The organism is Pantoea trifolii, assembly GCF_024506435.1.
Classification (GTDB): domain Bacteria; phylum Pseudomonadota; class Gammaproteobacteria; order Enterobacterales; family Enterobacteriaceae; genus Pantoea; species Pantoea trifolii.
The window spans coordinates 3,530,379-3,556,358 of sequence record NZ_JANIET010000001.1 but is presented as its reverse complement, the minus strand read 5'-3'; the positions used below and the strand labels follow the sequence as shown (position 1 = coordinate 3,556,358).

The 25,980-nt window shown below is 54.9% G+C and carries 19 protein-coding genes; 8 read left to right on the top strand and 11 right to left on the bottom strand.

The window, feature by feature from the left end:
- Positions 1-103: 103 nt before the first annotated feature.
- Complete coding sequence (ftsP, locus tag NQH49_RS16370) at positions 104-1,531, top strand: cell division protein FtsP (RefSeq protein ID WP_154155114.1); 1,428 nt, start codon at positions 104-106, stop codon at positions 1,529-1,531.
- Between the two features lie 134 nt (positions 1,532-1,665).
- On the opposite strand, the gene dkgA is transcribed toward ftsP, so the two are convergent.
- Positions 1,666-2,493 carry a 2,5-didehydrogluconate reductase DkgA gene (dkgA, locus tag NQH49_RS16365; protein ID WP_008103359.1) on the bottom strand — a complete coding sequence of 276 codons (828 nt, stop codon included), beginning with the start codon at positions 2,491-2,493 and terminating at the stop codon, positions 1,666-1,668.
- A gap of 205 nt (positions 2,494-2,698) precedes the next feature.
- Here dkgA and NQH49_RS16360 point away from each other — a divergent pair, with 205 nt between their 5' ends.
- Positions 2,699-3,610: an AraC family transcriptional regulator gene (locus NQH49_RS16360; protein WP_256697445.1), complete on the top strand. Its 912-nt coding sequence runs from the start codon at positions 2,699-2,701 to the stop codon at positions 3,608-3,610.
- On the opposite strand, the gene NQH49_RS16355 is transcribed toward NQH49_RS16360, so the two are convergent.
- Together NQH49_RS16355 and metC are read right to left on the bottom strand one after the other, a co-directional pair.
- Positions 3,611-4,273: a DedA family protein gene (locus tag NQH49_RS16355; RefSeq protein ID WP_256697444.1), complete on the bottom strand. Its 663-nt coding sequence runs from the start codon at positions 4,271-4,273 to the stop codon at positions 3,611-3,613. It lies immediately after the preceding gene.
- A gap of 98 nt (positions 4,274-4,371) precedes the next feature.
- Entirely contained in the window at positions 4,372-5,562 is a 1,191-nt protein-coding gene (gene metC, locus NQH49_RS16350) for a cystathionine beta-lyase (protein WP_256697442.1), read from the bottom strand.
- A 260-nt stretch (positions 5,563-5,822) separates the two neighbouring features.
- On the opposite strand from metC, the gene exbB reads away from it, so the two are divergent.
- From exbB to tcuC, 3 genes are all read left to right on the top strand, one after another.
- The gene (gene exbB, locus NQH49_RS16345; protein WP_071531643.1) at positions 5,823-6,551 is read left to right on the top strand and encodes a tol-pal system-associated acyl-CoA thioesterase; all 729 of its coding nucleotides are present in this window, start codon (positions 5,823-5,825) and stop codon (positions 6,549-6,551) included.
- Positions 6,552-6,556: 5 nt separating this feature from the next.
- The gene (gene exbD / locus NQH49_RS16340; RefSeq protein WP_008103349.1) at positions 6,557-6,979 is read left to right on the top strand and encodes a TonB system transport protein ExbD; all 423 of its coding nucleotides are present in this window, start codon (positions 6,557-6,559) and stop codon (positions 6,977-6,979) included.
- Between the two features lie 178 nt (positions 6,980-7,157).
- The gene (tcuC, locus tag NQH49_RS16335; protein ID WP_256697441.1) at positions 7,158-8,504 is read left to right on the top strand and encodes an MFS transporter; all 1,347 of its coding nucleotides are present in this window, start codon (positions 7,158-7,160) and stop codon (positions 8,502-8,504) included.
- A gap of 269 nt (positions 8,505-8,773) precedes the next feature.
- Here the strand turns inward: tcuC and NQH49_RS16330 are convergent, their stop codons facing one another.
- Genes NQH49_RS16330 through NQH49_RS16310 form a run of 5 tightly spaced genes read right to left on the bottom strand, consistent with a single transcriptional unit; the run spans position 8,774 to position 13,996 of the window.
- Positions 8,774-9,739 carry a Csu type fimbrial protein gene (locus NQH49_RS16330; RefSeq protein WP_256697440.1) on the bottom strand — a complete coding sequence of 322 codons (966 nt, stop codon included), beginning with the start codon at positions 9,737-9,739 and terminating at the stop codon, positions 8,774-8,776.
- Complete coding sequence (locus NQH49_RS16325; RefSeq protein WP_256697439.1) at positions 9,736-12,171, bottom strand: fimbria/pilus outer membrane usher protein; 2,436 nt, start codon at positions 12,169-12,171, stop codon at positions 9,736-9,738. The genes NQH49_RS16330 and NQH49_RS16325 overlap by 4 nt, the downstream gene beginning before the upstream one ends.
- A complete protein-coding gene (locus NQH49_RS16320) occupies positions 12,171-12,869 on the bottom strand; it encodes a fimbrial biogenesis chaperone (RefSeq protein ID WP_372340039.1) in 699 nt (232 codons plus the stop codon). The genes NQH49_RS16325 and NQH49_RS16320 overlap by 1 nt, the downstream gene beginning before the upstream one ends.
- A 24-nt stretch (positions 12,870-12,893) precedes the next feature.
- Positions 12,894-13,388 (bottom strand): Csu type fimbrial protein, encoded by a 495-nt coding sequence (locus tag NQH49_RS16315; RefSeq protein WP_256698449.1) that lies wholly within the window; start codon positions 13,386-13,388, stop codon positions 12,894-12,896.
- 38 nt (positions 13,389-13,426) lie between these two features.
- The gene (locus NQH49_RS16310) at positions 13,427-13,996 is read right to left on the bottom strand and encodes a spore coat protein U domain-containing protein (RefSeq protein ID WP_256697438.1); all 570 of its coding nucleotides are present in this window, start codon (positions 13,994-13,996) and stop codon (positions 13,427-13,429) included.
- 548 nt (positions 13,997-14,544) lie between these two features.
- On the opposite strand from NQH49_RS16310, the gene NQH49_RS16305 reads away from it, so the two are divergent.
- Both NQH49_RS16305 and NQH49_RS16300 read left to right on the top strand, forming a co-directional pair.
- Complete coding sequence (locus NQH49_RS16305) at positions 14,545-16,647, top strand: putative bifunctional diguanylate cyclase/phosphodiesterase (protein WP_256697437.1); 2,103 nt, start codon at positions 14,545-14,547, stop codon at positions 16,645-16,647.
- Positions 16,648-16,803: 156 nt separating this feature from the next.
- On the top strand, positions 16,804-18,906 hold the full coding sequence (locus tag NQH49_RS16300) for a putative bifunctional diguanylate cyclase/phosphodiesterase (protein ID WP_256697436.1): 2,103 nt from the start codon (positions 16,804-16,806) through the stop codon (positions 18,904-18,906).
- A 73-nt stretch (positions 18,907-18,979) separates the two neighbouring features.
- Here NQH49_RS16300 and NQH49_RS16295 read toward each other — a convergent pair whose 3' ends face one another.
- On the bottom strand, positions 18,980-21,271 hold the full coding sequence (locus tag NQH49_RS16295) for an Ig-like domain-containing protein (RefSeq protein ID WP_256697435.1): 2,292 nt from the start codon (positions 21,269-21,271) through the stop codon (positions 18,980-18,982).
- Between the two features lie 285 nt (positions 21,272-21,556).
- On the bottom strand, positions 21,557-23,848 hold the full coding sequence (locus NQH49_RS16290; RefSeq protein WP_256697434.1) for an Ig-like domain-containing protein: 2,292 nt from the start codon (positions 23,846-23,848) through the stop codon (positions 21,557-21,559).
- A 200-nt stretch (positions 23,849-24,048) separates the two neighbouring features.
- On the opposite strand from NQH49_RS16290, the gene NQH49_RS16285 reads away from it, so the two are divergent.
- Complete coding sequence (locus NQH49_RS16285) at positions 24,049-25,461, top strand: aminotransferase-like domain-containing protein (RefSeq protein ID WP_256697433.1); 1,413 nt, start codon at positions 24,049-24,051, stop codon at positions 25,459-25,461.
- On the opposite strand, the gene NQH49_RS16280 is transcribed toward NQH49_RS16285, so the two are convergent.
- Positions 25,458-25,940: a YlaC family protein gene (locus NQH49_RS16280; protein ID WP_256697432.1), complete on the bottom strand. Its 483-nt coding sequence runs from the start codon at positions 25,938-25,940 to the stop codon at positions 25,458-25,460. The two genes, NQH49_RS16285 and NQH49_RS16280, sit on opposite strands and share 4 nt — an antisense overlap.
- Positions 25,941-25,980 lie beyond the last annotated feature (40 nt).

Genomic DNA, 25,980 nt, shown 5'->3' with positions numbered 1-25,980 from the left:
AGGTGATCATCTGCCCCGTTCTCAAGCCACACAGCAACTCATCATTAATTAAAACAACATGGACACGGCGTCCTCACGCCACGCTCAAAAGGTCTGAAGTTTTATGTCTTGCAGCAGACGTCAGTTTATTCAGCTTTCTGCCGGTGTCGCACTGGCTTCCGGCGCTATGCCTTTCGCCGCCCGCGCCGCCGCGCCATTGGGCGATACGCCACTTCCTATTCCACCGCTGATTGAATCCCGTCGCGGTCAGCCGCTGTTTCTCACCTTGCAGCGCAGCCATTGGTCGTTCAGCGGCAACAGCAATAAAGTGCCGGTGTGGGGCTTTAACGGCATGTATCTCGGCCCAACGGTGCGCGTTTACAGCGGCGACGATGTGAAGCTGATCTACAGCAATCGCCTCAACGAACCGGTCTCAATGACCGTCAGCGGTTTGCAGGTGCCGGGCGCATTAATGGGCGGTGCGCCGCGCATGATGTCGGCGGGGGCCGACTGGGCACCGGTGCTGCCGATTCGTCAGGGCGCGGGCACATTGTGGTATCACGCCAACACGCCAAACCGCATGGCGCCGCACGTTTACAACGGACTCGCCGGTATGTGGCTGGTGGAAGATGACGTCAGTAAATCGCTGCCGCTGCCGAAGCATTATGGCGTCGATGATTTCCCGCTGATCATTCAAGACAAGCGCCTCGATAACTTCGCCACGCCGGTTTATAACCCGCCCTCCAGCGGCGGTTTTATCGGCGATGTGCTGCTGGTGAACGGCGTGCAAAATCCGTATGTCGAAGTGTCACGCGGCTGGGTGCGCCTGCGTTTGCTGAACGGATCGAACGCGCGGCGCTTCGATCTCAGCTTCTCCGATAATCGTCCCTTTACGGTGATCGCCAGCGATCAGGGCTTCCTGCCTGCGCCGGTGGCGGTGCAGCTGCTGACGCTGGCACCCGGCGAGCGTCGCGAAGTGCTGGTGGATATGTCGCAGGGCGATGAAGTGTCGATTACGGCCGGTACGGCGGCGGGTTTGATGGATCGCCTGCGCGGGCTGTTTGAGCCGTCATCAATTCTGACCAACACGCTGGTGCTGAGCTTGCGCCCAACCGGTTTGTTGCCGCTGGTCACCGACAATCTGCCGATGCGTTTGCTGGCGGATCAGATTCTTGATGGCGTAGCGACTCGCACGCGTGAATTCCGCATTGGCGACAGCGAGCCGGGCATTAACGGCGTGCTGTGGGACATGAACCGCATCGATACCACTGTGCAGCAGGGGACCTTTGAGCGCTGGATTATCCACGCCGATCGCCCGCAATCGCTGCATATTCAGGGCGTGATGTTCCTGATTAAGAACGTCAATGGCGCGCAGCCGATGGGTGAAGATCGCGGCTGGAAAGATACCGTGTGGGTGGATGGCAGCGTGGAGTTACTGGTGAGCTTCCCGCAGAGTTCATCGGATCACTTCCCGTTTGTTTATTACAGCCAGACGCTAGAGATGGCGGATCGCGGTACGGCGGGGCAGTTGTTGGTTAACTCGGTGTCCTGATGTCCCTCATCCTAACCTTCTCCCACAAGTGGGAGAAGGGACGTTTAGGTGGATTTCAGCTTTACATCAGCGCTCAATCTGTTCCCTCTCCCGCCTGCGGGAGAGGGCTAGGGTGAGGGGAAAAGCGCACCATCCTACCCGTTAAACGCTTCCGGATCCGGCCCCAAACGGTTACCGCTATCCAGCTTACTGATCTCACTCACTTCAGTTTTATCCAATCTAAAATCAAACACCTGGAAATTCTCACGAATACGTTCCGGGGTAATCGACTTCGGAATCACCACCAAACCGCTATCCAGATGCCAGCGGATCACGATTTGTGCCGGCGTCTTGCCATACTTTTTCGCCAGCTCGCGGATAATCTCCTGATCGAACACGCCTTTCCCGCCTTGCGCCAGCGGGCTCCAGGATTCAGTTTGAATCTGGTGCAGCGCATTCCACGCATGCAGCGTGCGCTGTTGCAGCATCGGATGCAGCTCAATCTGGTTCACTACCGGCGACACACCGGTTTCATCGATCAAACGCTTCAGGTGCGCCTCGTGGAAGTTACATACGCCGATGCTCTTGGTTAAGCCCTGTTGCTGCAGCTCAATCAACCCTTTCCAGGCTTCGACGTAGTTGTCTTTTTCCGGGCACGGCCAGTGCATCAGATACAAATCCACCTGCTCCAGCTGCAACTTCTTCAGGCTGGTTTCCATCGCCTGCTGCCAGTTGGTTTGATCGTCGTTCCACAGCTTGGTGGTGATAAAAATGTCTTCACGCGCCACGTCGGTCTCTTGCAGCGCTTGCCCAACCGCTTCCTCATTTTTGTAGATAGCGGCGGTATCGATGGAGCGATAGCCGACTTTCAACGCTTCCAGGATGGCGTTACGTGCATCCTCAATGCTCGCTTGCCACACGCCGAGGCCAAGCTGCGGCATCATGTTGCCGTCGCGCAATTTAATAATGGGTTGCTCTGCCATAGTTGCTCCTTATCTGTTGCAGTGACTTACCGTAGAAAAGATGTGCTTAAGTCTAGTCAACAAACCTCACCTCAGGATCATTGTGGCAAGCGGGCGGCACTTTTGCCTGATGGATTTCTGCAAGAATCTTGCCTGATTCTCCAGGATGGTGGAGCTTTGCACAGCCTTACGGCAAACTGACTTTTTTGCTGCCCGAGAGAGATGCATGCCAAACGACGCCCTTTGCCGCCAGCTGGCGCAGCGTGTAGTCGCGCTGATGAGTGACCTGCATAAGCCGCTGTGCGCGGTAGAAAACGTCAAGCTGATTTACGCCTGCGAAACCTTGCCGCGTACGCCGATGATGTATCAACCCGGCATTGTGATTCTGTTTCAGGGGCGTAAAACCGGTTATCTCGGCAGCACGGTTTTCCACTACGACGCTACCAAATATCTGATGCTCACCGTGCCGCTGCCGGTGGAGTGCGAAACCGAAGCCACGCTGGCGGAGCCGCTGGCCGGCATGTGTTTGAGCGTGGATGTCGCCAGCCTGCAGGATCTGCTGATGGATATCGGCGATGACGAGCAGTTCCAGCCGCCAGCGCAAACCTCCGGCATCCATTCGGCGTTTATGAGCGAAGAGATGCTGTGTGCGGCCGAACGCTTGCTGGATGTGATGAACAATCCGCGTGACGCCCGCGTGCTCGGTCCGCAGCTGGTGCGCGAGATGATCTATTACGTGTTAACCGGACCGATTGGCGGCGCGCTGCTGTCGCTGGTCAATCGCCAGACGCAGTTCAGCCAGATTGCGCGCGCGCTGCGTCGCATCGAAAGTCACTTTGCGGAAAGTCTGAGCGTCGACATGCTGGCTGCTGAAGTGAACATGAGCGTTTCGGCGTTTCATCACAACTTCAAAGCGGTGACGCAAACCTCGCCGCTGCAATACCTCAAGCGCTATCGCCTGCATCAGGCGCGCCTGATGATGCTGCAGGATGGCATGAAAGCCAGCGCGGCGGCGGTGCGCGTCGGCTATGAAAGTCCGTCGCAGTTTTCGCGTGAGTTTAAGCGCTATTTCGGCGTGACGCCGGGAGAGGAGGCGAGCCGCGTGCGTCAAACCTTACCGTTTGACGCCGCGTCGTAATCAGGAAACTTTCTGGCGGCGTTTTTTCCAAATCACCACAATGCTGCCGGCCAGGCCGATAAACAGCAGCGCGATTGGCAGAATCATCAGGATCGCCATCACCTGATCTTCGTGGCGCTTGATAAAGGGCACATGGCTGATGCCGTAGCCCAGCGTCACCACAATCCCAACCCACAACAAACCGCTCAGCCAGTTAAACAGCTGGAAGCGGCCATTGTTCAAACCGGAAATGCCGGCCATGGTGGGCAGCAAGGTGCGCACAAAAGCGAGGAAGCGGCCAACCAGCAACGCCATCAAACCGTGGCGGTTAAACATATTCCACGCGCGCTGGTGATATTGCGCGGGCAGATGCAGTAACCAGCTTTTCACCAGTCTGGTGTTGCCGAGCCAGCGACCTTGCAGATAGCTGAGCCAGCAGCCGAGACTGGCCGCCGTGGTCAAAATCACAATCGTCGGCACGAAATCCATCACACCTTTGGCGACCATCGCGCCCGCCAGTAACAGCAGGCTGTCGCCCGGCAGGAATGAGGCGGGCAGCAAACCGTTTTCCAGAAACAGCGTTAAAAACATCACGCCGTAAACAATCCAAACGACATCCGGATTGCCGAGCGCGGCAAAATCCTGATGCCAAAGCGCCTGGACAATCTCATGTAAAACACCCATCAGCTATTCCATCGAGTCACAAGGAGTCTAATTTTAACCTTCTGTGGCATCACATACGTTGATCTCTCATCGCCGCCACAGCGTGGTTTATCTTCTGTTTAACTTCTTAAACGTGCAAAACCGGCTTTAAGGTCATCCAACAAGTCGTCGACATGTTCGAGGCCGATATGCAGACGCACCAAAGTGCCGTCAAAATCCAGGCCGCCCGCCGGACGAATCGCCGCCAGCTCTTCAGGCTGGTTTGCCAGAATCAGGGATTCATAGCCGCCCCACGAATACGCCATGCTGAAATGGTGGAAGTGATCGAGGTAATTCGCCAGCTGCTCACGGCTCAGTTTTTCATGCAGGATGAAGGAGAACAAACCGCTGCTGCCGCTGAAATCACGCTGCCAGAATTCATGGCCTTTACACTGAGCCAGCGCTGGATGATTCACGCGCGCCACTTCCGGCTGCGTTGCCAGCCATTCGGCAACCTGCAATCCGCTCTCTTCGTGCTGACGCAAACGCGTGCCCAGCGTACGAATGCCGCGGCTCGCCATATAGGCGGTATCGGCATCGACCATCTGGCCCATCAGATAGGAGTTCTCGCGCAGCTGTGGCCAGCAACGTTCATTCGCTACCGCCGTGCCAATCATCGCATCGCTGTGACCAATGATGTATTTGGTGCCGGCCTGAATCGAAATATCGATGCCATGCTGCAGCGCGTTAAACAGCACGCCCGCCGCCCAGGTATTATCGATCATGATGATCGCATCCGGCGCTTTGGCGCGCACGGCGGCAACAATCGCCGGAATATCCTGCACTTCCATGGTGATCGACGCTGGTGATTCCAGGAACACCACGCGCGTATTCGGCTGCACCAGTTCGCCAATTTCGCTGCCAATGCAGTGATCGAAATAGCTGGTGGTAACGTTCAGCTTACTGAGAATTTTCGAGCAGAAATCCTGCGTCGGTTCGTAGACCGCGCCGCTGACCAGAATGTGGTCGCCAGCTTCGACAAAGGACAAAATGGCATTGGAGACCGCCGCCGCACCGCACGGATAGAGCGCGCAACCTGCGCCGCCTTCCAGCTCGGTCATGGCGTCTTGCAGCGAGAAATGGGTGAGGGTGCCGCGACGGCCATAAAACAGCTCGCCTGAAGCGCGACCGGCGGTAGCACGTTTCTTGTCGGCGACCGTGTCAAAAACCAGGGATGAAGCGCGTTGAATTACGCTGTTAACTGAGCCTTGAGTGTAACGTTTACTGCGTCCCGCGCTGACAAGCGTGGTGTCTATTTTCTTCGTTGCCATCACTGCCTTTCCTGACATTTCCCACAAAACATCCACGTTACCACGAATCAGCGTAGTGGGTTGAGCCTGATTGCGGATTATCAGAGTGAGGCCAGTATTGCGCATAACATCCGCTAAATTGTGGAAATTGCTGGTCTCTTTGCTTTGTAAATAGTAATGAGAACCACTATCACTTCGGGCGTTTTTTTTGCTATGATCCGCGCTTCAATCGTGAACTGTGCAACAGAAGTTGGAGATGCAGCGTGGTAGCCAGTGATTTGATGCAAACGGATCTCTCTGTTTGGGGCATGTATCAGCATGCCGATATCGTGGTAAAGATAGTGATGATTGGCCTGTTACTGGCTTCCGTTGTCACCTGGGCAATTTTCTTCGGTAAGTTTGCTGAGCTGAGCGGGGCGAAACGTCGCCTGAAACGCGAGCAGCAAGCGCTGGGCGAAGCCCGCTCGTTAAACGATGCTTACCGTGCTGCTGAAACCTTCAAAGCCAACAGCCACAGCGCTGTGCTGCTTAACGATGCGCAGAATGAGCTGGAGCTGTCTGCCGGCACCGAAGATCTGGATGGCATTAAAGAGCGCACCAGCTTCCGTCTCGATCGCCGCGTGGCCGCATTCAGCCGTCATGCCGGTCGCGGCAATGGTTTCCTCGCCACCATCGGTTCGGTTGCGCCGTTTATCGGTCTGTTCGGTACCGTATGGGGCATCATGAACAGCTTCATCGGTATCGCTAAAACGCAAACCACCAACCTCGCAGTTGTTGCGCCCGGTATCGCCGAAGCGCTGCTGGCCACCGCGATTGGTCTGGTTGCAGCAATCCCAGCAGTTGTTATCTACAACGTCTTCGCGCGTATGATTGCCAGCTACAAAGCGTCGCTGGGCGATGTCGCCGCGCAGGTGATGTTGCTGCAGAGCCGCGATCTGGATCTCGGCAACGTCGATACTGCGAAAGAAGCCAACCGTCCAGCGGCGGCACAGAAACTGCGCGTAGGATAAGTATTATGGCGATGCGTTTAAACGATGACTCGGTCGGCGATGGCGAAATGCACGAAATCAACGTGACGCCGTTTATCGACGTCATGTTAGTTCTGCTGATCATCTTTATGGTCGCCGCGCCATTAGCCACCGTCGATGTGCGCGTAAATCTGCCAGCATCGACCAGCGCGCCGCAGCCGCGTCCGGAAAAGCCGGTTTATCTCTCCATCAAGGAAGATAAGCAGATCTTCATCGGTAACGATGCGGTCACCAAAGAGACACTGGTGAACGCGCTGACGGCACAAACCGAAGGCAAGAAAGACACCACCATCTTCTTCCAGGCGGATAAATCGGTTGATTACGCTACTTTGATGGAAGTGATGGATCAGCTGCGTGAAGCTGGTTATCTGAAGATTGGCTTGATGGGCATGGAAACGGTCAAAAAGTAACGTTTCTCAGCTCAATCGTAGGGTCGCCATTCATGGCGACCTTTTTTTATATCTGATACTCAGTTTGTTAATTTATTGTTACCATTGGTCTTATTTTTGTAAACTGCAATGGTGAAGAGGATCACGTTTATTCCTGGCCCGGCACGTTAAAACGGAAGAAAAAACCAGGAAGGACAATATGAGCTCGAGTCACTCTTTACAAAAGTCGTCGCAAGGCGGTGCCAAAACCATCTTTAGCGTTACCAGCGGTAACTTCCTTGAGATGTACGATTTCATGGTATTTGGCTATTACGCCACCGCAATCGCCAAAACCTTTTTCCCCGGCGATGATCCCTTTGCCTCTCTGATGCTCACGCTGATGACCTTCGGCGCAGGCTTCCTGATGCGCCCGCTCGGCGCGATTATTCTCGGCGCTTACATCGACCATCATGGTCGTCGTAAAGGCTTGCTGTTAACGCTTGGTCTGATGGCGATCGGCACCTTAACCATTGCGTTGGTACCCGGTTACGCCACGTTGGGTGCTGCCGCGCCGATTTTGATTCTGCTTGGTCGTTTATTGCAGGGCTTCTCGGCGGGCGTTGAACTGGGCGGCGTGTCGGTTTATCTGGCTGAAGTGGCGCCGAAAGGGCGCAAAGGCTTTTATGTCAGCTGGCAGTCGGGCAGCCAGCAGGTGGCGGTAATCTTCGCCGCGCTGCTCGGTTTGGGTCTGAATCATCTGCTGGCGAAAGATGCCGTCACCGAATGGGGCTGGCGTATTCCGTTTGTGGTGGGATGTATGATCGTGCCGTTCCTGTTCTACATTCGTCGCATGCTGGAAGAGACCGAAGCCTTCAGCCAGCGCAAACATCATCCTTCCATGAGCCAGATTATGCGTTCAGTCGGGCAGAATTGGGCGCTGGTGCTGGCAGGGATGTTGATGGTGGTTACCACCACCGTGATGTTCTATATGATCACCGCGTTTACCCCGACGTTTGGCAAAACCGTTCTGATGATGAGCGATAAAGAGAGCTTCCTGGTGACGCTGTTTGTCGGCATCTCCAACCTGTTCTGGCTGCCAGTGATGGGTTCGTTGTCGGACCGCATTGGTCGTCGTCCGCTGCTGATTGTTTGCACTATCTTGATGATTCTAACCACCTGGCCGGTGCTGCATTGGCTGGTGGGCGCGCCGACCTTTGCCCGTCTGGTTGAAGCCGAACTGTGGCTGTCGTTCCTCTATGCCAGCTACAACGGCGCGATGGTGGTTTACCTGGCTGAGATCATGCCGGCAGAAGTGCGTGCTTCGGGCTTTTCGCTCGCTTACAGCCTGGCAACCGCGCTGTTTGGCGGCTTTACGCCAGCGGTGTCGAGCTATCTGATTCATGCCACCGGCGACAAAGCGATGCCGGGCGTGTGGCTCTCTTTTGCGGCAGTGTGCGGGCTGGTTGGTACGCTGCTGATTGGCCGTATGGTGAAGCAATATCAAGCGCAACACCGTTCCCCTCACCCTAACCCTCTCCCGCAAGCGGGAGAGGGAATGTTTAGGTAACCGCTCGATCGGCTCCTTCTCCCGCTTGCGGGAGAGGGAATGTTTAGGTAACCGCTCGATCGGCTCCTTCTCCCGCTTGCGGGAGAGGGAATGTTTAGGTAACCGCTCGATCGGCTCCTTCTCCCGCTTGCGGGAGAGGGAATGTTTAGGTAACCGCTCGATCGGCTCCTTCTCCCGCTTGCGGGAGAGGGAATGTTTAGGTAACCGCTCGATCGGCTCCTTCTCCCGCTTGCGGGAGAAGGCTGGGATGAGGGACAGCGCGCACCCACCTAAAACGACACATCCACCACCACGCTATCAGTATAATTCCCCGCCGCGGGCGTATTCTGCGTCGTCAAAATCTGCGCCGTATAAGTAAAGTTGCGCGTCACGGTATCCGCATTCAACGAGGTCGAGGTGGTGCTGCTCCAGCGATCGGTGCCAGTCGGTCCCCAGCGCGAGGTGGTGGTGGTGCCTTTGTAGATGTCATACGCCAACCGATTCGCCCCGCTCGCCATCTGCCGCGTGGTGCCGCTGTAGTAACTGCCGTTGCTCAAACCCACGGTGTAAGTACTGCCTTTTGAACACACCACGTTAATCGTCTGCTGCACCGTTGAGAAACTGCCCACCAAAGGTGCACTGCCGAAACTAACATTCGGCGCAGTGATGGTGGTGCAATCGTTGGTAACCACCAGATTCACGGTAATCGGCATCGCCGTACCGGTGCTGCTCTGCACCGTTCCCACGCACAATCCTGCCACGTTCAACCCGGCGCACACCGTATAACTCACGGTCAGCGTGATGGTGGTGGTATAGGTGCCAGCGGCAATCACCTGCCCGGTAAGGGTGCGGAAGTAGAGCGGAATGTTGAAGTTGAGGGTGTTACCCAGCGCCAGCAGCGAGGCGGAACTCCAGCGATAGCTGCCGCCCTGCTGTAATTCAGTGGCGCAGGCGCTATCGATACACAGCTGGATCGGAATGTTATCGGTGCCGCCGCTGGCGGTTTTCAACACGGCGCGCGTGCCGCTGAGGTTAGAGGCGGTGGTAAAGGCATAGGTGATGTTATCGGAGCCCAGCAGCGAAAGCGTACCTGAGCCACAGTTAACATTGGTGGTACTGGAGGTGTTATTCACCGTTGAAGCCACCGAAAATGTGGTGACCGAGCCAAAGGTCGCAGTCGGCGCCGATAAGCTACAAAGCGCATAGCTGGTGCCCGGCAGTAAAAACAGCGCCAGCAGGAGCAGAAGCTTTCTCATGGTGAAATCCCTGACTGTGAATTATCCGCGCTGCTCACCGCAGAACCTTGCGGCGGCGGTGGCAGCGGGCAAGTAAGCGGTCCGTAGGTTTCCAGCGCTTTTGGCTGGCCGTCGGCGATCTCCAGTTGCGTATCGCAACTGCGTCCATCTGGCGTCACCACGTGAATCGGGTTGCTGGCAGCCAGATCTTCCATCCATACAATGCCGTCCCAGCCGACATATTCGGTGGCCTGATTCGGACGTAACACCTGGCTGGAAATCGGCAGCGGCTGATGATTGCTGTCGTGCAGTACAACGCTGGCGGCGCGCAGGCGCTCGACCGGGAAGTTGAGCAGATAGCCGCTCTTACGCTTCACCGCAAAGCGCTGTTCGACCTTCGGCGCGGTGCGATCGGCAGGCAGATCCAGCGTATCGATATCGTACTTCGCGCCGTAATAGCTGCTGATCGATGGCACCAGCAGATAACCTTGTTTATCGGTGCGGCCCATGGTTTGGTTCTCATAACGCACCGTCACGTCGGGATAATCGGTTTTCACCACCACAAAGGCATCGTTGATATCGTTGGCAGCGAACACGCGGTTATCCATCAACACCACCGAACCGGTGAAATCAGCCCATTGCGTGGTGTTGTCGTTATCGCCGTAGAAACCGGCTGAGGTATCGATTTTATTGTTGCGATAACGCAGGCTGGCCTGGCGATAATCGCCGCTGTCGCTGGCCTGATTGGCCCACGCGGCATCGTATGAGAAGCCACCGTCAGTTGGCATTGCGCGCGACACATATAGTCGCTGGCTGTTATTGCCTTGCTGATCGCGTTCGGTGCTGACCGAGGCGCTGCTCTGCTCGCCAAACGGGATGACCAGCGAAATCGCGCCGCTCCAGTTTCCCTGTTCCTGATCGCGGCTAGCGGAGATGTACAAACTGCTGTTACCCCACAGATTTTTACTCCACGACAGATTGAGTAACCGTGTACGGTCACCGTTGCCGCCGGAGATATCAAAATAGGCCAATCCCAGGCTGCCGTAATCATTCAGCGATACGCTGGCGGTGTACTGCGCGCTGCGCCGAGCCAGTGAATAGCTGGTGTTCGCGCTGTCGCCGCGACTGCCAACCAGCGCGAGGTTGCCGAAATCGGCGCTGCGAATTATGTGCTGAGTTCCGAGGCTGAACCAGCTGTTGTTGTACTGATAGCCCCAGCTGTATTGCGTACCCGGATTGCCGTCCATCTGGCTTTGTGCCAGCGCACCATTCACCACGCCAAAACTGCCGAGCTTCACCAGGCCACCTGCGCCGCCCATCGCCACGCTGTCGCTGCCTTCTGCGTGACTCTCCAGCGTTAGCCAATCGTTGATACCGTAGCGATACGAACCGCTGGCCGCCGCCGCGCCATAATCAAAATTGTTGATGCCGTAGTTTTCGCGAATGGCACCAGCGGAAAAGGAGTAATCGGATAGCCCGGTTTTCAGCAAACTGCTGGAGACGTAAAACGGCAGCGTGGTGGTGACTTGTCTGCCCACTGCATCGGTGGTGGTGATCACCGCATCGCCTGCGCCGTTAACGAAAGGTACGTTAGTGAGCGACCACGGACCCGGCTGCACATCGGCCTGGGTGCTGCGATAACCATTAATAAACAGATCGACCGACGAGGGCACCGCCGCCTGACCGGAAAACGCCGGCAGCGGATAGGTCACCAGATCCGGACGCACGCTGAAGTCGCGGCCAATCTGCACGCCACCCAGCCGCACGCTGTTGCTCCAGCTCAACGCATCAGTAACCAAATCCCCGGCGCGCCAGCTAATTGCTGCGTTCTCGTTTTCATTACTGAACCAGGTATCGTAGCGGATATAGCCTTCCTGCTGACCGGCAACGCCACCTTCCAGTTGCTGCACATAAACACCGTTGGTCGAAAACTGCCCAACCGGGCCAAAGAAGCGCAATTCATTCCAGCTGGAGAGGCGCGAACCGGCGTTATCGGTGCGCGTGGCGTAGAAGTCATAGTTGAGCAGGGCGCCATTGCTGGCGCGGCCGGGAAAGCGCGGCGCATTCTGCAGCTGGCCAATGGTTTGGCCCGGCAGCCAGGCGGGCGGCACCGTCAGTAACAGGCGCTGGCGTCGTTCGTCATACTCCACTTTCGCTCCGCTCAGTTGATTGACATCGATCTGCTGCCCTTGCAACTTCTCGGCCGGAATACCGGCGCGTTGCAGATCGCCGCGTCGCAGCCAGAAATCACCGTTTTTGCGTTCAACCGGCACGATGTCGCCACGTTCGCCCTGATTCACCACCAGTTCCAGCATGTATTGCTGACCGCTGGCGTTATTCTCTAGCGCAGGCGGCGGTGGCAGTTCGGAGAAGGTCTCCGCACTGCTACTCATCGGGCAAATACAGAGCACGCTGGCAACGGCCAGCGCGCAGGGATGCGGCGTTAACTTCATCAACGCGCGGCAGCGCTGCTCCAGTGGCCTTTGTTCATTTCGGCCGACAGTTCACCGCTTACGCTGCGGGTTAACGGCCAGCGATGGCTGCTGTTGGCCAGCACGTAGCCAAACAAGCCGTTGCCCATTTTGTGCCCGCCAATGGTCACGTTACTTAAACGCGCGTGGCCGTTACCGTGATTGGTCAGCTCCAGCCAGCGCTTGCCGCCGCTGTTCACTTCCTGCCAGCTCAGCTGCGGTTTCGCCGTGTCGCGTGTTACGCCGTTGCCGTAAACAAACAGCGGCACCGAATAGCGCATCTGGAACGTCAGCCCGGCCTGATTCTCGCCCGGCGTGCGCGGCGTGGGGATCTCATCCAGCACCACGCGATAGGACATCTCACGTCCGGCTTCAGGCGGCGTTTGCTTGATTAAACGCACCAGCTGCTTTTGCCCTGGCTCAAGGCGTACCATCGGCGGGCTCGCTACCACTTGCTGCTGGGTTTGATACTGCTCCTGACCGTTGACCTGCTGCCAGCTGAAGATGCGCACCTGCATCATGGTGGTGGCATTGCCGCGATTCTCCAGCCACAGCTCGCTGGCTTTATCTTGTGGATCGATTGCCGGATCGATTGGCCACACCATCAGTGAATTGGCGGCATGCACCGCAGGTGTTAGTGCCACACATAACAACAGAATCAGGGCGCGCAGGTTCATCATCATTCATCCTTCTTATTGGCGCCGTCACCAACTCAGCGTGACGGTTAAGGTGTCGGTATACGTCCCGGCGCGCGTGGGGCCGAGCAGCGTTAATAAGCCGTAAATCGGCAACGTGATGTTATTGGCATTGCTGTAACTCAACGCCATCGGGCTGTTCACTGGAATCGCCGTGGTGTGTGCCGCATTGGTATACAGGCTGTAGGCCACGGTATCGGTGTTGCTGGTATGCTTGAGGTTGCGCGTGGAGGTGTAATTGCTGCCACCGTTAATGCTCATGCTGACGGCGGTGCCTGGCGTGCAGGCGAGAGTGATAGTGGTGCTTTGCACATAGCTGGCGCTGACGCTGCTTGCAGCCACGCCAGATTGGGTACCAAAGTTAAGCGTGCCAAAGACCCCGGTATTGGTACCGGAAACAACACAGCCTGCCACTACTGATGCTGAAACCTGAAACGTTGCTGTGGGCAACCCCCAGGCGGAGACGCTCCCTATCAGCAGGGCAAGGCCGCCTGCACTGTGCATCAACCGCTGCACCACGGCCACCCTGATTATCCTTTCCCTCAGTAATTCACCGCCACGTTAATGGTGTCGGTGTAAGTCCCTGCGGGAATCAACGGGTTAAAGCCGCCGCCGACCACGCGACCATAAATGGCGTAGTTGGTACCCAACGTTGGATCCGTGGTGCCACTGGCGGCGATATTGGTGTTGTTGGCGATAGCAGTGGTAAAGGCGGCATCGCTATACAACGTATAGGCAATACCCTGCGTATTGTTGGAGCCGAGGATCAGATAGCGTGGCTGCCCACTCACCGTGCCGTAAATGGTCGCCGGAGCGGCATTACTGCTGGTGACCTGCACGTTGAAGGTTTGTCCGGTGGTGCAGCGGACAAAGATGCCGTTACCCGAGGCACCGACCAGCGTGGCGTTGAGCGTATCAAAGGTGGCGGCACTGCTACCAAAGTTCAGGGTACCGAAGTTAACCCCCGTCGTTGCAGACTGGCCGTTTACCAAACAACCGGTGGTCAGCGTCAACGTCGCATTGATGGTTCCCGTGGTGGTGGCGGCAAAAACAGCAGTAGGGGCTAGCGCGGCGCTTAGGCTAGTAGCCATAAGAAAAAGCTTGAGTTTCATAATCATTCCTTACTGATTATCCAAGGTCAGTGCTTTTTCACCTGGTCAGACATTTATGGAAATACATCCGAAATCAAACAAGAGCCGCAATGGACTCGACAGCGTAAGCGCCTGCCATCTAAGAAAATTCCTAGATGACGGATTAATGATTTATATCAGTTTTCTTTACTATAGATCAGCAAATCGGCACTTGTACGCCAGGGGTTCAATTTTTCCCTAATCAATTCACACTTTTCGCCGATAACTCAGTAAACACAAGGGGTAGCGAGCGGTTAGAAAAACTAAACAGCCGATGATTTCTCCCTCTACCGCACGCTACGGTTCAATGTTATGTTCGTGCATTAATCAGATATTATTAATTTTTCGCTTAACGACTGACGATGAAAATAAAAAAAATCCGCACCATGACTCAAGATTTGTCTGGATCGGTTCTAAGTTGAACTTCGCCGCAGGCGGTCATGAATCGCCCTTGATCGGCGCTTTATCATCCTTGTTCTAATTTGACGACACCGCACCTGCTCCGTAGCGGGTGGAATTTAGGAGCGCACATGCTACTGGTTACCTGGGATAGCGTTCTGGTTACCGTTTCACTGATCGTGGCCTTCATTGCCGCGTTTACCGCCTTAGATACCGCCGGGCGCGTAGCCGTTTCACGCGGCTGTCTGGCAAAACTGTGGTTAATCGGCGGAGGCACCGCGATGGGCATCGGCGTGTGGGCGATGCACTTTATTGGCATGCTGGCGATGATGATGCCAATGACCATGCGCTACGACGTCGAACTCACCGCCATCTCATTACTGGTGGCGATTGTCACCGCCATCTTTGCCTTTGCGCAGGGCGTGCAGGGCAGCCATCTTACCCGGCGACGCTTAATTCGCGGCACCCTGATCATGGGCAGCGGCATCATTGTCATGCATTACCTCGGCATGAACGCGCTGATGATTGAAAGCCCAATTGACTGGAATCTGCCGCTGGTGGCGCTCTCGGTGCTGATTGCCTATGCGGCATCAGGCGCGGCGTTGTGGCTGGCGTTTCATCTGCGCCAGGGCGAAAGCCTGTTATTACTGCGCGCCTGCGCAGCGTTAGTGATGGGGATTGCGATTGCCGGCATGCATTACACCGGCATGGCGGCAGCAGAGTTCGTTATGCCGGTAAGCATGCAACATCACGGTGCCAGCGAAGAGGGACTGGCGGTGTGGGTCACCATTATCACGCTGAGTATTCTGGGATTCATGTTGCTGATCTCGATGCTGGATGCGCAGATCCGTGCCGCGCGCCTCGCCGCTAAACTCAAGCGCGCCAACAGCGAGCTGCGCCAGCTGGCGATGCATGACAACCTCACCGCGCTGCCAAATCGCGTGATGCTGGAGCAGCAACTCACCACGGAGATCAAACAGGCGACGCTGCAGGATGAGAACTTTGCGCTGATGTTCATGGATCTCGATGGTTTCAAAGCCATTAATGACACATGGGGCCATCACGTCGGCGATCGCTTGCTGATTGCGGTGGCTGAGCGTTTACGAAGTGAACTCGCTGAAGAGATTCTGCTGGCGCGTCTGGGCGGCGATGAATTCGTACTGCTGTGTCCGCAATTCCATCTGCATCAGGCCACCAAACTGGCGCAGCGGCTGGTGCAGGTCATTGATGCGCCTTTCAATCTCGATCGCTATTCGCTGCGCGTCTCCCTGAGCGTTGGCATTGTGATCTTCCCGCTGCACGGCCGCAGCCAGCAGGAGCTGATGTTTAACGCCGACTCCGCCATGTATCACACCAAACACAGCGGCCGTAACGGCTGGTGCCTGTTTGAACCGGCGATGAGCGCGGTGGCGCAGCATCAGCTGGCGCTGGCCAACGATTTGTGGAACGCGCTGGAATATCAGGAGATGCGCCTGTTCTACCAGCCAAAATTCCGCGCGGGCGGCACGGTATTAATCGGTTTTGAGGCGCTGTTGCGCTGGCAGCATCCGCGTCGCGGACTGCTGATGCCGGATATGTTTCTGGCGCGCGCCGAGAAAACCGGGCAAATTGTCGCGCTGGGTAACTGGGTGATCAATGAAGCCTGCCGCCAGCTTAAGCAGTGGCACGATGAAGGCAATGGTGACTGGACCGTCTCTGTCAATCTCTCGGCTCTGCAGTTCCAGCAGCGCGATTTGATTGAGAGCGTGCGCCAGGCATTGCAGCACCATCAGATCCCGGAAGGGGCGTTGATGCTGGAAATTACTGAGAACATCGCGATGCGCGATCCGCAGTTTAGCCAGCAGCGCATTGCCGAGCTGCATCGTCTTGGCGTAAAAGTGGCGATCGATAACTTCGGCATCGGCTACGCCAACTTGCTGCATTTGAAACACCTCGAAGCCAGCGAGCTAAAAATCGATCGCGCCTTTATCAACAGTTTGCGCGCCGGTAGCGAAGACGCCACGGTGGTCACCGCGATGTTGACGCTGGCGCAAACGCTCAACCTGCGCATGGTGGCGGAAGGCGTCGAAACCGAGGAGCAGCAGCGTTTGCTCACCGGTTTAGGCTTCGACACGCTGCAAGGTTATCTGCTCGGCAAGCCCACACCCGCCGACCGCATCGGTGAATTTACCGCTGCGCTTAACGTGCCGCTGGCGTATAGCGATAACCTGGTGCCGCTGGCAGGCGCGCAATAAACAATTTTTAGTTTCTTCCCCATCGGAAGGTTTCATCGTTCAAAAACTCAGATCGGCAGTGATGCTGCCGATAATTCCTACAATAAAACCCATAGATCTCACTTTTAATCACAACACCACAGCTGACTCAAACCGGCTTTTACTTGGTAAATCACTATGTTAGTGACTTCGTACGACTCGTTTACCGTCATCGTCTCGATTCTGGTGGCGATGCTGGCCTCGTTTACTGCACTTGATATGGCAGGGCGCGTGGCTTCCTCAACTGGCAAGGTGGCGCTGGTTTGGTTATTTGGCGGTGGATTCGCTATGGGCGTCGGCATTTGGGCGATGCACTTTATCGGCATGCTGTCGATGAGCCTCGACATGGTCATGAGCTACGATCCCATGCTCACCGTCACCTCCATGGTGGTGGCGGTATTAGCCTCGGTATTTGCGCTGTGGCTGGTGTGTTCAACGCCGACGTTACCGTGGCCGCGACTGTGCGGTGGTGCCTTGGTGCTGGGGTCCGGCGTGGTGGCGATGCACTACACCGGCATGGCGGCGCTGATGTTTGCGCCTGGCATTACGTGGAATTGGGGTTGGGTGGCGGCATCGGTGGCGATTGCGTTGGTGGCGTCGGGTGCCGCGCTGTGGCTGGCGTTTAACCTGCGAGAAGGCCACGGCCGCGTCACCGTGTTGCGTTTGGGTGCCTCAGTGGTGATGGGCTGCGCGATTGCGGGCATGCACTACACCGGCATGGCGGCGGCCGACTTCCCGATGCACAGCCACGCGACGCAAATGGGCGTTAACAGCAACTGGCTGGCGATTGTGGTGACGGTGGTGACGCTGGCGATCCTCGGCATTACCTTGCTGGTCTCGATGCTGGATGCGCGTTTGCAGGCACGCACCTCGATCCTTGCGCATTCGCTGGCGGAGGCCAACCGCGAACTGGCGCAGCTGGCGCTGCACGATAACCTGACGCGCTTACCCAACCGTATTTTGCTGGAAGATCGCCTCGAACAAGCCCTCAATAAAGCCAATCGCGAGAAGTCGCAGTTTGCGCTGATGTTTATGGATCTTGACGGCTTCAAAGCGGTCAACGATGCCTTTGGTCATCACGTGGGCGACAATTTGCTGATTGGTGTGACCGAGCGCATGACCGAACAGATGAAAGGGCACTATACGCTGGCGCGCATGGGCGGCGACGAATTTGTACTACTGCTGGAAATCGATGAACCCAACGATGCCGCAGCGGTCGCCGATACGCTGGTTAAAGCGGTGGATCGTCCGTTCGATATCTCGCGCTATGAGCTGGTGGTGTCGCTGAGTATTGGTATTGCGGTCTACCCTGGCGATGGCAAAGATGATCGCGAGCTGATGTTCAACGCCGATGCCGCCATGTATCACACCAAAAACAACGGTCGCAACGGCTATACCTTCTTTCAGCCGTCGATGAACACGCTGGCGCAGTCACAATTGCAGCTGAATAACGATCTGTGGCAAGCGCTGGATAACGAAGAGTTACGCCTGTTCTACCAGCCAAAATACTGCGCGCCGAGCGGCCCGATTCTGGGCTTTGAAGCGCTGCTGCGCTGGCAGCATCCTTCACGCGGTTTACTGGCGCCGGACGCCTTCCTGCCGATGGCGGAAAAGACCGGCATGATCATTAATATCGGCAACTGGGTGATTAACGAAGCTTGTCGCCAACTGCGTTCCTGGCATCTGCAGGGCCATCCGCACTGGTCGGTGGCGGTCAATTTGTCGGCGGTACAGTTTGAGCAAAGCAATCTGGTGGAAACCGTTACCGAGGCGCTGGCGCAGCACCAAATTCCGGCTGAGCTGCTGACACTGGAAGTCACCGAAACCACGGCGATGCGCGATCCGGAAGAGAGTGTGCGTATCCTCACCGAACTCACCAACATGGGCGTAAAAGCCTCGATTGACGATTTCGGCACCGGCTACTCCAGCTTGTTATATCTCAAGCGTTTACCGGCCAGCGAGCTGAAAATCGATCGCGCCTTTGTTAACGAGTTACAGGCGCACTCCGAAGATGCCACCATCGTTTCCGCGATTGTTGCGCTGGCGCAGTCGCTGCACCTGAAAGTGGTGGCTGAAGGGGTAGAAACGCAGGATCAGCAGGCGTTTCTTACCGGTTTAGGTTGCGATACGTTGCAGGGTTACTTGTTGGGAAAACCGGTGCCGCCGGAACGTATTGAGGAGCTGCCGAATTTTTTTGCGGCGGTGGAAGAGGACGAACGGGAAGTGGAGCAGATGCCTTAATTCTGCGGCACCAGTGCGGTTAATAAAAAAAGGCCGGTTGTTAATCCGGCCTTCAAGGTGGTGATGTCAGCAATTACACCAGTTCGGTTTTCACACCTTCCTGTACCAGCAATTCGGCTTCGCCATTGCTGTAAACCTGATATTCGCAGCCGGCGATGGTGACGGTGCCCGCCAGCGCCGTCCAGCCGCTGGTTTCATTGCCTGCTGGCAGAATATCGTCCAGTTGCAGGATGTCATCCGCTTTACCGTTGACCATTAGCTGGGTTTTACCGTCATCGATATAAAGATCTTTTTGGCCGGATGCCAGCACGTCGGAAATGTTCAGTGATAACGGGTTAGCGTCGTCAATAATGAATAATGCACTGTCACTGGTATTATCTTTTAAAATTTGATTGGGGTTTATTAACGGTAACCATGTCAGGTTATCGATGAAAACTCCACCCAGGTCATCAACATCTATAACTACCTTGCCAATTGGTTGGTTATCGACATTAAGCGAAATATTTTCTAAAAGGTATCCAGTTGCATAGTTATCAGTTAATTGGTGACTTACGCTTGATATAAGGTTATTGGATGTGTCGAATACCGATATATTAAGGTTGCCACCATTACCAAGGCCGACGTCAAAGGAAAATGTTCTGGTATCGGTTAAATTAAACTCAAGTTGACTATTATTTTGTGCCCATAATAGCATGGATTTATCAGGGATCGGAGTAAGAACGGGGAAATGAAACTCTGCGTTTCCCTCTAATAATGTTAATGAAATGTCCCCGGTAAGATGACAGGGTGTATCTGTAACTAATTTTTCACCAGCTATTTTCCCATTAAAACCATAATAGTAAGCTTCACTGTCATCCTGCACGACAGATAAATTTATTATTTCTTCTGAGTGACCATACACGCGTTTGACTTTGAATTCCCACATGCCAAGCGTTAAATCTTCGGGTGTGAAGGTCCACCTACCACTGGAATCAGCAACAACGTATTGTTCAAAATTACTAGTGCCCGATTTGTATCTGATAATGACCTCGCTGTTGGCTTCAGCTATGCCTGTCAACGTGGGTGTCGTATCATCCGTTATTGCACCATCCTTTTTTATAAATCCTTGTATCTGCCCTGCATCATCAATGAATCCTTCAATGGTTGGGTTAAAGCTGGTATAAGGCACAATTTTCAAGCCAAAGCTTTTCGCATTGGCATCATGAATAGCACTTCCCTCCGCGCTAAATTCATAATTTCCCATCTCCAGCATTTCAGGTTCATAGTGCCACTTACCATCCGCCCCAACCGTGACGCTCTCCAGCAATACCCATGCGCCCTGCAGATTAAGCCAGTGAATATAAACTATGGTGTTCGCTTCGCCACGACCGTGCAACGTTGGCGTGGGGTCATCGGTGATCGCGCCGTCACCGAGTTCTCCAAGATACCTGTAGGAATTGTCGTAAGCGTGCGTAATCTCGTAACGATCGCCAGGTGTCAGATCAATGTCCAGTCTGAACTCCCAACTCCATCCTTTTCCGCTATTGGCGCGAAATATGTATTTTCCTTCAGGCAGCGCTGGGCTTGGTGTCCAGGTCCACTCCGTACAGTTTAATGTTGCCAGGCCGCCATCAATCCAGTTGCCGTCTTCTGCACGATATTGTATGCGTACAGCGCTACCAGCTAAGGCAGTGCCGTGCAGGGTAGGAGTGGTGTCATCGGTGATGGCACCATCAAGCAGCATGCCCGTTATGCTACCCGCATTATCCATGGCGTAGGTGAAGGTTGCCTCGCCAGCAATCGGTGGCGGGCTGTCAGGATAAATCATTAGGCTAAATGCATCAGACGCCTTGCTGGTGTGGCCCGTACGATCGGTGCTGGTTACCGTGAAACTGTGCGTCCCCTCTGGCAGTTCGGTTGCTGGAGTAATTTCCCAGCGGCCGTTTTGATCGGCCTTGGCGCTGCCAATTTCAACGCTGCCGTCGTACAGGCGCACAATCGAACCGGCTTCAGCGCTGCCACTCAGGACCGGTGTTTTATCATCGGTTTTGGCACCCGGCATCAGCCAGCTTTGATGTAAACCTTCATCATCCACAACGCGCAGAATTTCAGGTTTGGAAGGCGCCGTGGTATCAACGTGAAGAATTAACTGCGTGGGATCACCATAATTGCCCGCGTCGTCAATCACCCGGAAGGTGATGTTATAGGGCCCATCGGCGAGTGCGGCATCCGGTGTCCAGCTCCATGTGCCCGTCACCTTGTCAATATCCGCCTTGTAAATGGTGCCATTCAGCACGATTTCCATAATCCCGCCTTTCTCCTCAGGAATGGTCGTGCTGAGAGAGGGTTTAGGATTCGTGGTCCATTTTTGCACTGTTTCTTGCATGATAAATATCCTTGTCTATCTGATGTTGGGTAGGCCTGAAAACCCGTGATATTAGTGAGGTTGCTAACGTTGGCTTAGCAGAAATGTCTTGAAGTAGGAAAACTCTTAGAGCGGACAAGCGGCCGCTGAAAAATCAGCAGTGGGTGGCCAGGCTGCACAGGCAAAAGGAAGCACGAATGAGGACGCAGGATGAGAAATGGCCGTTGCTGCGGCAGGGGCAAGACAGTGCGGTTTATAAAAAAAGGCCGGTTGTTAATCCGGCCTTCAGGGTGGTGATGTCAGCAATTACACCAGTTCGGTTTTCACACCCTCCTGCACCAGTAATTCGGCATCGCCATTGCTGTAAACCTGATATTCGCAGCCCGCAATGGTGACGGTGCCCGCCAGCGCCGTCCAGCCGCTGGTTTCATTGCCTGCTGGCAGAATATCGTCCAGCTGCAGGATGTCATCCGCTTTACCGTTGACCATTAACTGGGTTTTACCGTCATCAATATAAAGATCTTTTTGGCCGGATGTCAGAACGTCGGAAATGTTCAGTGATAACGGGTTAGCATCGTCAATAATGAATAGAGAATGGTCGTTATTATTTACATCTAAAATCTGATTAGGATTTAATGCGGGATACCATTTCAAATGATCAATGAAAAAACCAGGGTCAGTGTGAGTTATTTCTATTTTTCCAAGTAATTGGTTGTTGAAATTAAATGTGAATTGGTCATGTTTTTCAGGGCCCATTACTGCGTTGTCTTTTAATACGTATGTTGTTCTTGATAGAATTTTGTTAGATGTATCGTACGCTATTACAGTAGCAGTGCCGCCGTGCGCACCAGCGATAGAAAAAGAAAACTCTCTAATATTAGATAATTGAAATTCAATCAAACTATTTTTGCCTACGTGTAATGTCCCTTCACCAACATTATAGTGATCACCTGCACCTCCTCCCATGAATGTTCCATCTCCACTATTTATTTTTAAAGAGACGTCCTGAGTCAGGGAGTAGAGTTTGCCTGTAATCAAATCTTCACGTTTTGTTTTATCATCAAAACCGTATGAGTAAGCCTCGCTGTCATCCTGCACAATAGATAAATTGAATGCATTTGATAAAAAGTCACCTTCCGGGCGTTTAACGTTGAATTCCCATAAGCCCTGCGTTAATTCGTCGGGTGTAAAGGTCCACTTGCCACGGAAGTCAGCCACAACGGAGAAAACAAGGTCGTCACTACTTGTGTCAGATTTGTATGAAATCACCACCAGGCTGTTCGCTTCAGCCGTGCCTGTCAAGGTGGGGGTGGTATCATCTGTTAAAGCATTATTTTTAATAAATCCCGCTATCGGTCCTGCATTATCAATGGCGCCGTCAATGGTGGGGGCAAAGCTGCCTTCAGGCACAATTTTCAGACCAAAGCTTTTCGCGTTAGCATCATGAACGGCACTGCTCTCTGCGCTGAATTGATAATTGCCCACATCCAGCAAATCGGGATCATAGCGCCACTGACCATCCGCGCCGACGGTGACGCTTTCCAGCAATACCCACGCGCCTTGCAGATTGAGACAGTGAATATAGACCACGCTGTTCGCTTCGCCGCGACCGTGCAGCGTTGGTGTGCGGTCGTCGGTGATCGCGCCGTTGCCGAGTTCACCGGTATAAGAACCGAAATCATCGTAAGCGTGCGTAATCTCGTAGCGATCTTCGGGCGTCAGATCAATCTCCAGTTTGAACTCATCGCTCCAACCGCTGCCGTCATTGACACGGAATTCGTATTTACCTTCGGTCAGCGCCGGGTTGGGTGTCCACGTCCAGTCAGTGCCGTTCAGTGTTGCCAGGCCGCCCTCAGTCCAGCTGCCGTTTTGTGCGCGATATTGTATGCGCACATCGCTGCCTGCGTTGGCCGTGCCGTTCAGTGTCGGGGTGGTGTCATCCGTGATGGCACCATCACCCAGCATGCCCGTAACGGTACCCACATCATCAGTGGCATAGGTAATAGTTGCGTCGCCCACAACGGGCGGAGACTCAATTATTAGGCTAAAGGCATCAGACGCCTTGCTGGTGTGGCCCGTACGATCGGTGCTGGTTACCGTGAAACTGTGCGTACCCTCGGACAGTTCGGTCGCTGGAGTAATTTCCCAGCGGCCGTTTTGAGCAGCCTTAGCGCTGCCAATTTCATTGCTGCCGTCGTACAGGCGCACAATCGAACCGGGTTCAGCGTAGCCGCTCAGGACCGGCGTTTTATCATCGGTTTTGGCACCCGGCATCAGCCAGCTTTGCTCTGAACCTTCATCATCCAATACGCGCAGAATTTCAGGTTTAGAAGGCGCCGTGGTATCAACGTGAAGAATTAACTGCGTGGGATCACCATAATTGCCCGCGTCGTCAATCACCCGGAAGGTGATGTTATAGGGCCCATCGGCGAGTGCGGCATCCGGTGTCCAGCTCCATGTGCCCGTCACCTTGTCAATATCCGCCTTGTAAATGGTGCCATTCAGCACGATTTCCATAATCCCGCCTTTCTCCTCAGGAATGGTTGTGCTGAGAGAGGGTTTAGGATTCGTGGTCCATTTTTGCACTGTTTCTTGCATGATAAATATCCTTGTCTATCTGATGTTGGGTAGGCCTGAAAACCCGTGATGTTAGTGAGGTTGCTAACGTTGACTTAGCAGAAATGTCTCGAAGTAGGAAAACTCTTAGAGCGGACAAACGGTCGCTGACAAACCAGAGGCGTTCAGGCGTCAGCGATTTGCGCTAAAATAGCCGCCAAATCCTCTACATCGGAGTTCGGGTGGCGAAATATCAGCAGTTGGTAGACAGGCTGCGCACGCAAATGGAAGCGCGCATCTGGCCGCCGGGTGAGAAATTGCCTTCTCTGCGGCAGCAGGCGGAACAGAGCGGATTAAGCCTGATGACGGTGATGCACGCCTATGAAGTGCTGGAGAGCCAGGGCTGGATTGTCTCAAAGCCGCAATCGGGCTATTACGTCGCGCCGCGCGCCGCCGAAAGTCGTCCGCGCTTGCCCACCCAGGAGATCGCCAAAACCGACCAGGCCGATACCAACAGCTTCGTGTTTGATGTGCTGCAAGCCACGCGCAATCCCGCCATCATGCCGTTTGGTTCGGCGTTTCCCGATCCCGAACTCTTCCCGCAGCGCCAGCTAATGCGCTCGCTGGTGAAAGTCTCACACAACCTGAAACCCACCGATGCGCTCAACAACCTGCCGCCAGGCAATGAAGCGCTGCGTAAAATTCTCGCCCAGCGCTATGCGCAACAGGGCATCACGCTGTCGCCGGATGACATCGTCATCACTAACGGCGCGATGGAAGCGCTCAATCTCAGCCTGCAAGCCGTTACCGAACCCGGCGATTGGGTGATCCTTGAAAATCCGTCGTTTTATGGCGCATTGCAGGCTATCGAACGCCTTAAGCTGAACGCGATTGCCATCGCCAGCGATGTGGAACACGGCATGGATTTGGATGAGCTGGAGCAGGCGCTGCAGCGTTGGCCGGTGAAAGCCTGCTGGCTAATGACCAACCGACAAAATCCGCTCGGCTTTACCCTGAGCGCCGAGCGTAAGCAGCAGCTGGTGGCACTGCTGGCGCGCTACAATGTGGCGATGATTGAAGACGACGTGTACGGCGATCTGTATGAAGGCCATGACAAACCGCTGCCGGCCAAAGCCTTTGATCGTGACGGCAACGTGCTGCACTGCGGCAGTTTTTCGAAGAATCTGGTGGCGGGATTTCGCGTCGGTTGGGTGGCGGCGGGACGTCACGCGCAGCGCGTGCAGCGCATTCAGCTGATGAGCACGCTGTCGACCAGCGCGCCGATGCAGCTGGCGCTCGCCGATTTCCTCAGCACGCGCAGCTACGATACGCATCTGAAGAAGCTGCGTCAGACGCTGGCAAAACGTAAACAGCTGGCGCAACAGGCGCTGCGCCGCCTATTGCCCGCGGATGCCAGCATCAGCGATACGCCGGGCGGCTATTTTTTGTGGATCACGCTGCCAGCGCAGATCAACACCACTGAGCTCTACCACCTGGCCTTGCAGCAGGGGATCAGCATCGCGCCCGGCCAGCTGTTTTCCAGTAGCGAAGGTTTCAGCCACTGCTTCCGCTTTAACACCGCCTGGCCGTGGGATGCACGCGCTGAAGCGGCGGTGGAGATGTTGGGAAAACTGATTGCCGGATTAAACCATTAAACGTGGGCTGCCTGCTGGTGGCCCCAGGTGAGATAGTAGACGTCGTAGAAATCCACTTCCCCTTTCTGCTTCATCAGACGATCAATGCCGCTGCGCACGCGATCCGGCGTATGCGGATTATCAAGAATTTTGTCCAGCGCCTGCTGCGAAACCGGCTGCACGTAATACCACTCGCCGTTGTAGCACACGCGCAGATCCAGCGTATCGATATCTTCGAAGCGGTATTTCGGGTTGATATCCATCAGCATCAGCACGCTCATCACCACCACAAACACCGTGGCAAACCAGAACGCGGGCCAGCCGAGCATCTCGGTTGAGAAGATCAACGCCACACACAGCGCGTAGCATAAGTACATGATGGCCCAGAGTCCCGGATGGGTTTTAAGGAAGGAAAAGCTAAAGCGCGGCAAATTATCACGCTGTCCTTCACGGTTCAGCGTGGCGATTTCGTCGAGCAGGATTTGTTTGATCGCGTCCATTGTTCACCTCTAATTATCACTGCCTGCCAGTAAAGCACAT

Coding starts and splice junctions, on each gene's coding strand:
- NQH49_RS16290 (WP_256697434.1), bottom strand. CDS start 23,848: ATGCAAGAAACAGTGCAAAAATGGACCACGAATCCTAAACCCTCTCTC.
- ftsP (WP_154155114.1), top strand. CDS start 104: ATGTCTTGCAGCAGACGTCAGTTTATTCAGCTTTCTGCCGGTGTCGCA.
- NQH49_RS16305 (WP_256697437.1), top strand. CDS start 14,545: ATGCTACTGGTTACCTGGGATAGCGTTCTGGTTACCGTTTCACTGATC.
- NQH49_RS16330 (WP_256697440.1), bottom strand. CDS start 9,739: ATGAGAAAGCTTCTGCTCCTGCTGGCGCTGTTTTTACTGCCGGGCACC.
- NQH49_RS16280 (WP_256697432.1), bottom strand. CDS start 25,940: ATGGACGCGATCAAACAAATCCTGCTCGACGAAATCGCCACGCTGAAC.
- NQH49_RS16320 (WP_372340039.1), bottom strand. CDS start 12,869: ATGATGAACCTGCGCGCCCTGATTCTGTTGTTATGTGTGGCACTAACA.
- NQH49_RS16355 (WP_256697444.1), bottom strand. CDS start 4,273: ATGGGTGTTTTACATGAGATTGTCCAGGCGCTTTGGCATCAGGATTTT.
- NQH49_RS16295 (WP_256697435.1), bottom strand. CDS start 21,271: ATGCAAGAAACAGTGCAAAAATGGACCACGAATCCTAAACCCTCTCTC.
- tcuC (WP_256697441.1), top strand. CDS start 7,158: ATGAGCTCGAGTCACTCTTTACAAAAGTCGTCGCAAGGCGGTGCCAAA.
- NQH49_RS16310 (WP_256697438.1), bottom strand. CDS start 13,996: ATGAAACTCAAGCTTTTTCTTATGGCTACTAGCCTAAGCGCCGCGCTA.
- exbB (WP_071531643.1), top strand. CDS start 5,823: ATGCAAACGGATCTCTCTGTTTGGGGCATGTATCAGCATGCCGATATC.
- metC (WP_256697442.1), bottom strand. CDS start 5,562: ATGGCAACGAAGAAAATAGACACCACGCTTGTCAGCGCGGGACGCAGT.
- NQH49_RS16300 (WP_256697436.1), top strand. CDS start 16,804: ATGTTAGTGACTTCGTACGACTCGTTTACCGTCATCGTCTCGATTCTG.
- NQH49_RS16325 (WP_256697439.1), bottom strand. CDS start 12,171: ATGAAGTTAACGCCGCATCCCTGCGCGCTGGCCGTTGCCAGCGTGCTC.
- NQH49_RS16360 (WP_256697445.1), top strand. CDS start 2,699: ATGCCAAACGACGCCCTTTGCCGCCAGCTGGCGCAGCGTGTAGTCGCG.
- exbD (WP_008103349.1), top strand. CDS start 6,557: ATGGCGATGCGTTTAAACGATGACTCGGTCGGCGATGGCGAAATGCAC.
- dkgA (WP_008103359.1), bottom strand. CDS start 2,493: ATGGCAGAGCAACCCATTATTAAATTGCGCGACGGCAACATGATGCCG.
- NQH49_RS16315 (WP_256698449.1), bottom strand. CDS start 13,388: ATGCACAGTGCAGGCGGCCTTGCCCTGCTGATAGGGAGCGTCTCCGCC.